The organism is Paenibacillus sp. V4I5 (genome assembly GCF_030817255.1).
Lineage (GTDB): Bacteria > Bacillota > Bacilli > Paenibacillales > NBRC-103111 > Paenibacillus_E.
This window is the reverse complement of record NZ_JAUSZB010000002.1, coordinates 353031-365025: the sequence shown is the minus strand read 5'-3', so window position 1 is coordinate 365025 and position 11995 is coordinate 353031. Positions and strand designations below refer to the sequence as shown.

Sequence of the window (11995 nt, the reverse complement as noted above, 5' to 3'; positions counted from 1 at the left end):
CCTACGCCTCCATTTCATCAAAACCACACCAATGAATCAGGGTCAATGCGATGATCTCCGCTGCTTCAAACACATGATCCAGCACAATGTGCTCGTTCGGATAATGGGCCACTTGAGTGATGCCTGGACCGAAAACGATACAAGGCGTTTCTCCAAGCTGCGTTAGCAATCCGCCGTCTGTTCCCCATGGCGATGCTTCAATTCTAGCTTCTTCTTGCTTAACCTCCCTATATTGCTCCTTAAGAACCCTTATCAAATCATGCCCAGGATCGACGCTGCCTGGGACCCAACGGGCTCCAAACCATTCAACTACAGGCGGATGTTCTTCAAACCAAGGGTCTTTTCCCTTAAGCTCCTCCATCCAACGGGCCATTTCCTCCTTAGCCTCATCAAGCTTTTCCTCAGGTGCAACGCCCATTCTTCCCTCTAACTTGACAGTGTCCGCTACGGAGGAAGGCCAATTCCCTCCATGAATGACCCCTATATTAATAGGGATTGGAATAGGGTTTTGAGCGTACAAAGGATCCGAGATACGGGCATTTCTTTGCTCCTCAAGCTCACGGATATGCTGCATCACGATCATGCTTTTCTCAATGGCACTAACCCCTTCGTATCTGGTTCCGCCATGTGCTGAACGGCCTTTGACCTCGATGCGAAACCACATAGAACCCTGCTGCTTTGGAAATATGCGTAAATTGGTAGGCTCAGGAATGAGGGCTGCATCTGCTCGATATCCCTTCACGATCGCAGCTAGAGTCCCTACTCCGCCGCTTTCCTCTTCAATGACGCTTTGAATTATGACGTCGCCCTTCAAACTAATGCCAAGACTCTGAATAGCCTCCACAGCGAGAAGGAGAGAGACGTTTCCGCCTTTCATATCCGTTGCCCCACGTCCATACAGCTTCCCATCCACCACATTGCCGCTAAAAGGATCATCTTGCCATTGATCCCGATTCCCTTCCGGAACGACATCGATATGACCATTTAGTAGGATAGAACGTCCACCTCCGGACCCCTTCATGACACCGACTACATTGGGACTGCCTGTAAAACGGTTTCTAGGAGAACAAAAATAAGGATGTGTCTCAAGGGTCTCTCCATCCGGTTCCCATACATCAACGTCTAGTCTCAACTCACGAAATTTATCGGCAATTAAGGTCTGGACTTCCTTCTCATTGCCTTGTGTACTAGGTATCCTGACCATATTCTGCAGCAAACAGGTTCCTTCTTCGCGATGAAGCCTAATCCACTCATGAATTTGCTTTTGCAGCTCAGCGTTCAGATTGGGCAAAGGAATTCCCTCCTTCAGATAGGCATATGAAGACGCGTCTACAACACACGTTTATGGAATGTACGAGATGTTCTCCGGAATGATCAATTTAGCCTCCGTGTGATTTACAACGTCCTCTATCGTATAAGGCAGCATGATTTCTTTTAAAAGCAATCCTTGATCCGTGACCTCCATCACGGCCATTTCCGTAACAATCAATTTGACACATTCCCGCGCTGTTAGCGGCAAGTCACATTGTTTTTTAACTTTGGATTCCCCCTGCCGGTTGACATGATTCATAAGCACGATGACTTTTTTGGCTTTTTGCGCAAGCTCCATCGCCCCTCCGATCCCTGCCACCCGCTTCCCCGGTACAATCCAATTGGCCAAATCCCCGCGCTCACTGACCTCTAGCGCCCCAAGTATTGTGATATCGATATATCCCCTGCGTATCATGGCAAAAGCAATGCTGCTATCGCAGTAGGAAGCCCCATTGGTAATCGTGACGGGGTATCCTCCTGCGTTGCAGAGAAAAGCATCTTCTTCCCCAGGAAGCGGGGCACCCCCTGCACCCAATATCCCATTTTCCGCATGAAAAACAACGTGAATGCCTTCAGGAACGTAATCTGCAACTTGGGTCGGGATGCCGATTCCTAGATTGACAGCCATGCCGTCCTTTAATTCTTGAGCAGCCCGCTTTGCTATACGGACGCGGGTTTCTTTTCCCATACCCATTCCCAAGTCACCCCTCTGCTCAATATCACCATATCTACAAAAATGCCCGGTGTTACAATGTTTTCGGGGTCAAGCTCGCCTAGCGGTACAATCTCATCGACTTCCGCAATCGTAAATTTCCCAGCCATGGCGACCAATGGATTTAGATTTCTGCCGCTTTTATCATAGACAAGATTCCCGTACGGATCGGCTTTTTTCGCATGAACAATGGCAACGTCCGCCGTCAATGCCGGCTCCACCAGATATTTTTTCTCGTCGATGGAAACGGTCTCCTTTCCCAGCTCCATGATCGTTCCAACGCCGACATCCACCAATATACCGCCAAGACCTACGCCGCCTGCCCGGATTTTTTCCGCTAAAGTTCCTTGCGGGTAAAACACCACCTCCATGGTGCCTTCCTCCATCCTTAGACCAGCGTTAGGATTGGAGCCGATATGAGAGGCAATCACCTTCTTTACTCTGCCTGCTGTGATTAATCTACCAATGCCGATGTGCGGAAATCCAGTATCATTGCCAATGATCGTGATATCTTTAATCCCCTTTTGCAACATACCTTCGATCATCGTTGGAGGGGTTCCAATGCCGCCAAACCCGCCATACATCAGCGTACAGCCATCGGTTATCACTTGAAGTGCCTCTTCCAAGGTCCTTACTTTGCCGGATGCGACCGCATGTGTGTTCTCATATGGCTCCATCAAATCTCCTCCAATACGGATCGGGTAACCTCAGCCATGACTTCCCGAATAGATTCATCCAAAATCCGCACGAGCTGATCGATTTCTTCTTCTGTAATCACAAAAGGAGGGGCCACAATAATGGCATCCCCTACCCCGTCCACCGCGCCTGCCGCAGGATACACGAGAAGGCCTTTTTGGAAAGCTACTTCGACGATTCGAGAGGTGACACCTAGCCCAGATGGAAACGGCAGCTTGTTGGTCCGATCGGAAACAAATTCTATAGCCAGCAGAAGTCCTCTACCCCTTACATCGCCGATGGTCTCGATCTGGTCAGCCATTTGGCGCATCTTTCCCAGCAAATAGCTGCCCTTGATCTCTGCTGCCCTAACTAACTGATGCTTTTCGATATAGGCAAGAACCGCAAGTGAAACTGCCGCCGATTGGGGATTTGCGCTATAGGTGTGGCCGGACATGATACTTTTGGATCCCTTCAAAATAGGTTCCATCACGTGATCTTTGGCAAGCGTTGCCGCCATCGGCGTATATCCGGCGCTCATGCCTTTTCCTAGAGCTATCAGATCCGGTTCGACGCCATAGTGCTCCATACCGAACATAGCTCCTGTGCGGGCAATCCCCGTCATGACCTCATCGGCGATGAATAAGATCTCATTCCGCTCGCAAATCTCTTTGATCCTCGTGAAATATCCTTCGGGTGGTACAATAGCACCGCCTGCAGCTCCGATTATCGGCTCTGCAATAAATGCGGCGATATGTTCGGCGCCGATCCGCTTTATAGCGGTTTCCAAATCGTCCGCACACGCTAACTTGCAATCTGGATAGGTCTTGTTCAAAGGACATCGGTAGCAATAAGGGGGCACGACGACCGGAAAGTCCTCCAATAACGGAATAAATCGTCTTCTTCTAAGTACATGGCCTGACATCGAAAGAGCGCCCATCGTTATACCGTGATAGCTCATCCGTCTTGAAATCACTTTATTTTTACCTTGGCGCCCCTTCTCCTGCCAGTGTTGGATGGCAATCTTCATCGCCGTCTCCGTAGCTTCGGACCCGCTGTTCACAAAGAAAGCCCAGTAATCATTGCCTGGCGCCAAATCGCTCAGCTTCTTTGCCAGCTTTTCGGCTGGTTCACTTGTAAACTGAGAGCGGTAGACAAAAGAGACCTTGCCCGCTTGCTCCAGCATCGCATCGATGATTTCATGAACCCCGTGCCCGATTCCGGCTGTCACAGCACCCGAGGATGCATCTATATAGGCTTTGCCTTGATCATCGTACAAATAAACACCTTTTCCATATTGAATGGTGGGATAATGGTGGTCCAAAACCGGCTTGATTAAATGCTCCCGCTTCATTAAGCACCCCCCTTTGTTAACCATCGCTACGGTTTTATTTGAGAAACATATTCTTAACCCGCGGAGCCTTCAACAGATCTTCATAGCGAAATGTAGTTCCAAGAGCAGACACATCATGCCAATAAAGTGTCTCTTCGATTTGCTGCGCGGTGCTCTCCAATACGTAAGTACGACAGTTGGAACATTCGATAGCGGGAACTTCCAAAATCTGAACTGCCACTCGCCCATCCGGCAAAACCCAGTAGCAATCTTTCACGCTTTCACGGATATCCTCCGTTTCACACCACATGCATTTCATACACTTCCTCCTTTATATTTGTTTAGAACATTCTTATCTCTACCTGATTACTATGCAAAATAGATGCCAACTTTTCGAAATAGGCATCCAGACTTCTATCAGGGTAAGTTTTCGCGGGAAAAGCCGCCAAATATTTTGCAGCTGCTATTTTTTTGGCAGCAAAATTAATAATTCATACGGTATTGCTCACAGACTTTACCTATCGTGGTCTTGGTTTACAGTTGGCACCATTTTTGCGAATAGATGAATGGAACGATTTTAGGGAGAAAGGGGAATGCAGGATGCCAAATAATCTGCCAACGTACACGAATCAGGTTGAAAGAGGCGACGATTACACGGTAAGCTTTTGCCTCGATTTTTTTAATAAAAGGTTGCGGGTGGATGACTATCAGGGGAATGTGGATGCCCTCTGCAAGCGAATAGCCGAAATTGCCAAAGCTAATGCATTAACCAAAGTGTTTATTAAATCGCGAGAGGATGACTGGCAAACCTTTCTATCCAAAGGCTGCATGCTGGAGGGAATTTATAAAGGATATTTCAACGGTCGCGACGCTTACTGTATGGCACTGTATGATGATCTTGAGCGGCGGACTAGCGATTATTGGATGGAGGAGGATCACATTCTAAAACAAGTGCTAGCTCTTCCCCTCAAGCCAGGTCGGCCCTTGGTTCCGGAACAATGTACACTGCGTATAGCTCGGACGGAGGATGCTGAGCGGCTTGCTGTCTTATACGATCAAATATTTCAAACGTACCCGACACCGATGAATGATCCTTTGTACGTTGAAAAAACAATGCGGGATGGAACGATTTATTATCTCGTAGAATCGCCGCATCAACTGATTAGCGCCGCCTCCGCTGAGATCAATTCGGTCTACGCCAATGCGGAAATGACGGATTGCGCCACTCTCCCTGCCTATCGTAATCAAGGACTCATGAGATTGCTTATGCATGCCTTGGAAGATGAATTACTCGCGCGAAACATTACTTGCGCCTACTCCTTATCCAGAGCCCTATCTTTCGGTATGAACGCTGTTTTCTTCCAGATGGGATACCGTTATTACGGCAGACTAACGAAAAATTGCGATATTTACGATAAATTTGAGGACATGAATTTGTGGACCAAGATGTTGAAGTGAATTTGCCCCCTTTAAACTATATGCGTTTCCTTCTCAGGGAAGAAGAAATGCCTAACTCCTCCCGATATTTGTTCACAGTGCGGCGAGAAATTTGAATGCCTTCCTTCATCATTAGCTCTGCCAGCTTCTGGTCGGAGTAAGGCTTCGCATGGTTTTCCCCATGGATCCATTCCTTTATTCTCGCTTTTACGCGCTCCGAGGACGCTGGATCTCCTAGGTCCATTTGCAAACCGGAGGGAAAGAAATACTTCAGCTCGAAGATGCCCCATGGCGTTTGGGCATATTTGCCAGCCGTCGCGCGGCTGACCGTCGATTCATGCACATTGAGTTTATCGGCAATATACTTCAAAGTCATCGGTTTGAGATGCGAAGCACCCTTCCAAAAAAAATCGGTCTGTTCCTCCACGATGGCTTGCGCTACGCGGAATATGGTCTTTCGTCTTTGCTCCAAACACTTCAGGAAGAACATCGCTGAGTTTATTTTACCAAAGAGGAACTTTGTTGCTTCGTAATTGTCGCTGCCATCCTTCGCCATTCGTTCGTAATAACCATTAACGGAGAGGCGGGGCGATGCTGCTTGATGAATCAGCACAACGAGCTGCTCACCTTCCTTTTCGATGATGACCTCGGGAATAATATAGGGCACTGCTTCTGTATGAAATGCTGCCCCAGGTCTAGGATTCAATCCTTTGATTACTTCAATCGCAGTCTTAATTTCTTGAGCAGTCACTTGCAGTATCGTCGACAATTTATGAATGTGATAATCAGCCACATCCTTCAGATGACTACGAATGAGTACGGATACTAACGGAAAGCACTCCGACAAGGACTGAACCTGAAGAAGCAGACATTCTCTCAAATTTCTTGCTCCTACGCCGACGGGCTCAAAGCCCTGTAAGATCCTCAGCGCAAGCTCTGCTTGAGCAAGATCAACCTTAAATACGTCGGAAATTTCATTTAAGGAGGATCCAAGGTAGCCATTATTGTCCAGATTTCCGATCATAAACGTGACAATTTTACGAATAGTTGGCGGGATTTTTTTTGCAAAGCTCAACTGCTCCTTTAAATGCCTTTCCAGGGTCACCTCATTCGACGGGGCATGTTGTAAGGGGTCATAGATTTGATCATTCCTCCCTATTGCATTAGGGAATTTACGAGTGCCATTATACGCATCCCATTCGTTTCCGGTGAATTCCAATACCGGGTTATCATTCATCTCCTGCTGGATAACCTCCAACAATTCCGGTGTCGAGAGCTGGAGAATCGTTATGGCTTTTCGCAATTGCGGAGTTAACCGCATTTTGGCGGTTTGCTGTTGGAACATTCCGTATCCTGGGCGCATGTACATCACCCCTTTATGTTTTTGCTTATATATGTATTCAGGTACGATCCCTTTTTGTCCATTTCGACTTGAAAAGAAAGAAGACACCGTTTGAAGTAACGGCGTCTTCTCCTATTTACACTAAATTCCGAATCTTTGATGGTCGGAGTTGGCCTCAATACATCGCCGGTAAACGGCTGCGGTTTTATTTGATTAACAATATTAATTATTAATGTAATTAAATATAGGCCAAATCAACATTGTTATTTTTCATAATCGTTACTACATACATTTTGCTTGTCATTTACAGCATGGATCCCATACTCGCGGCCGATACCAGAATGTTTGAAACCGCCAAAGGCGCTTTCATCACAAATCCTACACCGTCCACCACCCAGAATGAACGGAGTGGTTTTTCTATCAGCAATATTTGGGGATCTCTATAACCATTCTCGCAAAAAAGATATACTTTCTTTGCGCATTTTCTGTAACTCCACGTTCTTTTGCCGTGGTACAAGTTCTTCAGCATCAAGCGTGTTCATCGCGATCGGTTTTTCCATAACTAGATGCTTTCCAGCGTTCAAAACATCTAGCCCAATGCGGGCATGACTTCCGCTTGAAGTCGTCACACAGACGATATCTACATCCGGACTATGGATCAACTCTTGATAAACTGTCGTACAAGCGCAGTTCTCCTGCTTCGCAATCGCTTTCACTCTTGCTTCATTACGGCTGAAAAACAAAGGTTAAGCTTGCGTCCTCAATTTCGCGGATTGCCTCGATTTGAAAGTCAGCGCCGGATCCGCATCCAATAATGCCAAATCTCCACGTGGTCATTGTGCTATACCTCACTTAGAAGCGCACGCAGCGCATCGAGCATCATACGAGTACCCGTCATCTGGCTGCCGCCCTCAGGAATGAAATGCGTTTCAATCGTGAAGAGTCCATCGTATCCGTCTGCCAACAATGCTTTGAGTTGTGGAATCACAGGTACACTGCCTGAGCCAAGTGGCACACAACGGGCAGTTCCGTCTGCACATACATAAGCATCCTTAAGGTGAACAAGCCAATATATCCTTCATGAATCCGAAACCTACCGAAAATGCCTCACGACCACCGTATGCCTCATTCCCCGGGTCCCACAACCCCCTTAAAGCGGATGAATCGACACTGCGCACAATTACCCGCGGGCTTCGACCTGACGCCGGACTTCCATGGCTTGATCGTCATTTAGAGTGACCACATTCCGTCCGTTAATGACTCGGACTTCAACATGCTTTAAACCCTGTTCGACTGCCCAATTCAACGCTTCCTCGAAATTAGCTGAAACCTCATCCGTTAAAACACCCAGTCGTTCCAATATCAAAATTTAAATCCCACCCTTCCTTTGGTTCTATCCAAAGCATTGCATTCTTGTTCCTTGATTCTTATCCTATCAATTAAATTTCATGAAAAGTTGACGTATTTTTCGAAGTAAATTCACATTTTTTAAGCTTTACACTCGGCTAAATGTTGAATAGAAAAAAATCACCCGATCCACTTAGACCGGCTGACTTTTCCAATTGTTATTGAATTTTCGTTTCTCAAAGAGTCATAGCATGTCCATGCCTTGCCAAAAACGCTTCCTTTTCTTTATAATCCGGCATAATGCTTCCAACGCGTCTCCAAAATGATCGATCATGATTCATATGAAGGAGATGACATAGTTCATGGATGATGACATAATCAATCACTTCAACTGGAGCCATGGCTAACCGATAATTAAAGGTTATTTTTTTATCCGAGCTGCAGCTTCCCCACTTGGTTTTGGACTCATCTACCTCAATCGTTTTGGGTTTTACTTTCAGCTGTGTTTGATAAATTTTGATTCGTTCCCCTATAATCTTTTTACAGCTTGAGAAATAGAACTTCTTAAGATTCATTTTCAATTCTTCTTCATTTAGGTCATTAATCTCAATTAACTCATGGAGATAATAATATTTTCCAAGATGAAGGAACTTTCCCTTATCTTGATATTCTCTTGTCTTAGGGGTTTCTCGAGCTTCCGCAATGAGTTGTAATTTCTCCAAAATCGTTTTCCCATGATGACTCACAGCACTCATTACCATCTCTTTACTTGTATCATTAGGAGCTTTAACGGTAATGAAACCCATAGAATCAATATGAATCGAAATCTTTTTTCTAATTCCATATTGAACATTAAATTCTATCGTATTATTTTCAAATTCAATTTTCATAATCATCATCGTTCCTATAAGGTTATTTATAAATCGTATAAGTATCAAATCACTATTCCGTTTAAATTGCAATGCGGGAATCCTTTTATATTTGTTAACGTTAATAGAAAACGCTTGATCCCTTAATTTAAAAGGACCAAGCGTTTTTTATCTGGCAATAATCTAGTATCTAATTGCGTAGTGTTTTAAGCGCTCCACTCCATGCGATCACTTGATCCAGCATAAGTTTAACATTAATGAGATGTAAATCAGCTGGTTTAAATGTACTATAATTCTCAAAATCGGTAAATATCGATAAAGTTGGATGTGCTTTCACATCAGCAACTAGCAGCTCTCCTAATATTCCTCTCAGATGTTCCGCCGCTCGTGCCCCGCCAGTTGACCCATAACTGATGATACCCGCAGCTTTGTTATTCCATTCCTCGCGTGCTAAATCGAGTGCATTTTTTAAAGCACCAGTAATGCTGTGGTTGTATTCTGGCGTAATAAATACAAAACCATCAAGGCTATTCAATTTTCCAGTCCAATTTTTGATTTGTTCTTCGCTACCTGGCTCACCAAAAAAGGGTAATTTGTAATCTGCAATATCCACTAACTCGTAGCTTGCATCTCCACGTTTATCTGCAATTTCTTTGAGCCAATTTCCCACTTGTGGACTCACCCGTCCAGGTCTAGTACTTCCTAAAATAATTCCAATTTTCAGCATTTAAAGAGCCTCCTCATAAATTCCTATTTTGAGCTTATGATCCGATTCTGCAACTATTCTCATCTGTTAAGTGACTGCATTCGGAAATGTTTTGCCTTGTATTTGGCGCCACATTGTCATCATATCGATCCAACCACGGTGCTCGGCAATCTTACCATCTACTACTCGATATTGACGGTACAGCGTGACATCAATTGAATTGCCCGTTGGTGAGGTTCCAAAAAACACCCCTTTATGCGTACCTTTTACAACCATTCTTACGATTACCTTCTCCCCTTGGGCTACGATCTCTTCCACTGTGTATTGTTTATCAGGAAATGCTTCTAATATTTTTCCAGCAAATTGTTTCAGCCCTTCTTTTGATTGATAAGAGTGCTCTTGATAATCGGTTGACAAAAATCGTTCAGTACTTTCCATATCACTTTGATTCCAAAAAGCCTCGATAAACGCTGTTATCGTTTCAATATTTTTCTGTTCAATCGTTATCACAATAAAACATCTCCTTTGTTGTTATATGTTTGCTTTTACTAATTAATTAGCTTTAATTTGGGGCAAAAGTGTCGCTGTATCGAACCAACCACGATGTTCAATAATCTTACCTTCTACTACACGAAATTCACGAAACTGAGTGGCCTTAACTGAATTGCCCGTTGGTGGATTTCCTGCAAAATCACCTTTATGTGTATCAGTCATAAATATTCTTGCTATTACCTTCTCCCCTTGGGCTATGACCTCTTCCACGGAGTAGTGCTTATCAGGAAATGCCTCCCCTATTTGTTTAGAAAAGAATTGATCTGTATGATCTAAATCACTATGATTCGAAAAAGCCTCAATAAATGCTGTTACCGTTTCAATGTTCTTTTGTTCAATCGTTTTCATAATCAAACATCTCCTTTTTTGTAATTTTTAAACTGGGCGATTATGTTAAAATAACTAGTTGAGTTAGACGGGTCTATTTGTCGCCGGCTGACAAATAAACTTGTTTATGCTAATATGTGACTATACTGTCACCTTTATAATACGTTACCATTTGGTAACATGTCAAGAGTGAAAAAAGCATGCTTGTAAGCATACTTTTAAAAGGAGGCGTTCCAAGTAGATAACGATATATTCAAGGCACTCGCCGATCCCAGCCGTCGCACACTTTTAGATCTGCTTCACGCAACTGATGGGCGCACGTTGAACGATCTTTGTACCCCTTTGCAAATGTCCAGATTCGGTGTAATGAAGCATCTTCATATTCTGGAGGAAGCTAACCTCATTACCACCAGAAAAGTAGGCAGAGAAAAGCTGCATTATCTAAATTCAGTGCCCATACGGCAAATATACGACCGATGGGTGAGCAAATACGCCGAGCCCTGGGCGATCGAATTAACCTCACTTAAAAACGAATTGGAGCGTGAAACGAACATGGAGAACAAACCCCGGCATGTAAACCGAATTGCCATCAAAGCGACACCCGAGCAAGTATGGCAAGCCATTACAGATCCGGCCAAGACATCAAAGTTTTGGTACAATTGCTCGATCCGATCCAATTGGGAAATCGGATCCTCTTTCGAACTATGGAACCCAGAGGAGAAAAAACTAGCAGCTGGGATCATTCTCGAAATGGCTCCTCCGCATAAGTTGGTGATGAGTTGGCAGTTCCCTTCCTTTCCAGATACGGCCTCAGAGAGCCCATCACGTATTACGTGGGAAATTGATTCTCATACCGAGTTAAACGGTGTGACCCTCGTAACAGTCGTGCATGATGAATTTGAACAGGCACTAAACACTGCCAAGATTCTTGAAATGGGTTTGCCGATTGTACTTTCAGGAATGAAGACTTTACTTGAAACTGGGTCAACACTCACTAGAGATTAATAATAGCAATTTAGCAAACGACGTTTCTGCATTAGCGTCCAAATCACGTCTCGAATAATTGGCTTGATCTTGGAAACTCTAAGTCAATGAAAGGAGGTTCAAACATGGTTGAGTACACTAATATTCAAGACAACTCCGAAGAAATAATGAATTGTATTGTTAACTGCGACACCAACACCGAGCAAGATCAGAAAAAAATAGACAAAAACCTTTTGAACAGCATCCCGAACGAAGAAGAATATATCGATGAACCTTAATTCTCTAACCGCCTAAGATGGCGGTTTTATTTATTAATGACTGATGAATCTCACCTTACTTCGTGCTTCTCTTTTCTCCCCTCCATACAAATGTAGCTGCTGCTCCTGCAGGAAGCGTGTAT

General features: G+C 44.6%; 16 protein-coding genes. 3 read left to right on the top strand and 13 right to left on the bottom strand.

Annotation, left to right across the window (positions count from 1 at the left end; translation table 11 throughout):
• Position 1 precedes the first annotated feature (1 nt).
• Genes QFZ78_RS03600 through QFZ78_RS03580 form a run of 5 tightly spaced genes read right to left on the bottom strand, consistent with a single transcriptional unit; the run spans position 2 to position 4350 of the window.
• On the bottom strand, positions 2–1282 hold the full coding sequence (locus tag QFZ78_RS03600; protein ID WP_373461096.1) for a peptidase: 1281 nt from the start codon (positions 1280–1282) through the stop codon (positions 2–4).
• 60 nt (positions 1283–1342) lie between these two features.
• Positions 1343–2005 (bottom strand): 3-oxoacid CoA-transferase subunit B, encoded by a 663-nt coding sequence (locus QFZ78_RS03595; RefSeq protein ID WP_307545434.1) that lies wholly within the window; start codon positions 2003–2005, stop codon positions 1343–1345.
• Complete coding sequence (locus QFZ78_RS03590; RefSeq protein WP_307545432.1) at positions 1972–2700, bottom strand: CoA transferase subunit A; 729 nt, start codon at positions 2698–2700, stop codon at positions 1972–1974. Before QFZ78_RS03590 ends, QFZ78_RS03595 begins: the two co-directional genes overlap by 34 nt.
• The gene (locus QFZ78_RS03585) at positions 2700–4052 is read right to left on the bottom strand and encodes an aspartate aminotransferase family protein (protein ID WP_307545430.1); all 1353 of its coding nucleotides are present in this window, start codon (positions 4050–4052) and stop codon (positions 2700–2702) included. The genes QFZ78_RS03590 and QFZ78_RS03585 overlap by 1 nt, the downstream gene beginning before the upstream one ends.
• Before the next feature lie 34 nt (positions 4053–4086).
• Entirely contained in the window at positions 4087–4350 is a 264-nt protein-coding gene (locus tag QFZ78_RS03580; RefSeq protein ID WP_307545428.1) for a YokU family protein, read from the bottom strand.
• A 281-nt stretch (positions 4351–4631) separates the two neighbouring features.
• Between QFZ78_RS03580 and ablB the strand changes: the two genes are divergently transcribed.
• Positions 4632–5489, top strand: a complete 858-nt coding sequence (gene ablB, locus QFZ78_RS03575) for a putative beta-lysine N-acetyltransferase (RefSeq protein ID WP_307545426.1) — start codon at positions 4632–4634, stop codon at positions 5487–5489.
• A 16-nt stretch (positions 5490–5505) separates the two neighbouring features.
• Here ablB and rpoN read toward each other — a convergent pair whose 3' ends face one another.
• The 8 genes from rpoN to QFZ78_RS03535 form a co-directional block, all read right to left on the bottom strand.
• Positions 5506–6831 (bottom strand): RNA polymerase factor sigma-54, encoded by a 1326-nt coding sequence (gene rpoN / locus QFZ78_RS03570; protein ID WP_307545424.1) that lies wholly within the window; start codon positions 6829–6831, stop codon positions 5506–5508.
• Between the two features lie 419 nt (positions 6832–7250).
• On the bottom strand, positions 7251–7553 hold the full coding sequence (locus QFZ78_RS03565) for a Gfo/Idh/MocA family protein (protein WP_307545421.1): 303 nt from the start codon (positions 7551–7553) through the stop codon (positions 7251–7253).
• Between the two features lie 98 nt (positions 7554–7651).
• A complete protein-coding gene (locus QFZ78_RS03560; RefSeq protein WP_307545419.1) occupies positions 7652–7798 on the bottom strand; it encodes a hypothetical protein in 147 nt (48 codons plus the stop codon).
• 192 nt (positions 7799–7990) lie between these two features.
• A complete protein-coding gene (locus QFZ78_RS03555; protein ID WP_307545417.1) occupies positions 7991–8176 on the bottom strand; it encodes a hypothetical protein in 186 nt (61 codons plus the stop codon).
• Positions 8177–8393: 217 nt separating this feature from the next.
• Positions 8394–9047, bottom strand: a complete 654-nt coding sequence (locus tag QFZ78_RS03550) for a M48 family metallopeptidase (RefSeq protein ID WP_307545415.1) — start codon at positions 9045–9047, stop codon at positions 8394–8396.
• A gap of 169 nt (positions 9048–9216) precedes the next feature.
• The gene (locus tag QFZ78_RS03545) at positions 9217–9753 is read right to left on the bottom strand and encodes an NADPH-dependent FMN reductase (protein WP_307545413.1); all 537 of its coding nucleotides are present in this window, start codon (positions 9751–9753) and stop codon (positions 9217–9219) included.
• A 66-nt stretch (positions 9754–9819) separates the two neighbouring features.
• Positions 9820–10245, bottom strand: a complete 426-nt coding sequence (locus QFZ78_RS03540; RefSeq protein WP_373461095.1) for an ester cyclase — start codon at positions 10243–10245, stop codon at positions 9820–9822.
• 39 nt (positions 10246–10284) lie between these two features.
• Positions 10285–10632, bottom strand: coding sequence for an ester cyclase (locus QFZ78_RS03535; protein ID WP_307545409.1), 348 nt, complete (start codon positions 10630–10632; stop codon positions 10285–10287).
• Between the two features lie 228 nt (positions 10633–10860).
• Between QFZ78_RS03535 and QFZ78_RS03530 the strand changes: the two genes are divergently transcribed.
• Together QFZ78_RS03530 and QFZ78_RS03525 are read left to right on the top strand one after the other, a co-directional pair.
• Complete coding sequence (locus QFZ78_RS03530; RefSeq protein ID WP_307555462.1) at positions 10861–11616, top strand: ArsR/SmtB family transcription factor; 756 nt, start codon at positions 10861–10863, stop codon at positions 11614–11616.
• 104 nt (positions 11617–11720) lie between these two features.
• Positions 11721–11873, top strand: a complete 153-nt coding sequence (locus QFZ78_RS03525; RefSeq protein ID WP_154669613.1) for a hypothetical protein — start codon at positions 11721–11723, stop codon at positions 11871–11873.
• Positions 11874–11995 lie beyond the last annotated feature (122 nt).

What these genes read in the sequence shown, in the direction of transcription:
- QFZ78_RS03595 (WP_307545434.1), bottom strand. Translation starts at nt 2,005, where the DNA reads ATGGGTATGGGAAAAGAAACCCGCGTCCGTATAGCAAAGCGGGCTGCT.
- QFZ78_RS03590 (WP_307545432.1), bottom strand. Translation starts at nt 2,700, where the DNA reads ATGGAGCCATATGAGAACACACATGCGGTCGCATCCGGCAAAGTAAGG.
- QFZ78_RS03585 (WP_307545430.1), bottom strand. Translation starts at nt 4,052, where the DNA reads ATGAAGCGGGAGCATTTAATCAAGCCGGTTTTGGACCACCATTATCCC.
- QFZ78_RS03580 (WP_307545428.1), bottom strand. Translation starts at nt 4,350, where the DNA reads ATGAAATGCATGTGGTGTGAAACGGAGGATATCCGTGAAAGCGTGAAA.
- ablB (WP_307545426.1), top strand. Translation starts at nt 4,632, where the DNA reads ATGCCAAATAATCTGCCAACGTACACGAATCAGGTTGAAAGAGGCGAC.
- rpoN (WP_307545424.1), bottom strand. Translation starts at nt 6,831, where the DNA reads ATGCGCCCAGGATACGGAATGTTCCAACAGCAAACCGCCAAAATGCGG.
- QFZ78_RS03550 (WP_307545415.1), bottom strand. Translation starts at nt 9,047, where the DNA reads ATGAAAATTGAATTTGAAAATAATACGATAGAATTTAATGTTCAATAT.
- QFZ78_RS03545 (WP_307545413.1), bottom strand. Translation starts at nt 9,753, where the DNA reads ATGCTGAAAATTGGAATTATTTTAGGAAGTACTAGACCTGGACGGGTG.
- QFZ78_RS03535 (WP_307545409.1), bottom strand. Translation starts at nt 10,632, where the DNA reads ATGAAAACGATTGAACAAAAGAACATTGAAACGGTAACAGCATTTATT.
- QFZ78_RS03525 (WP_154669613.1), top strand. Translation starts at nt 11,721, where the DNA reads ATGGTTGAGTACACTAATATTCAAGACAACTCCGAAGAAATAATGAAT.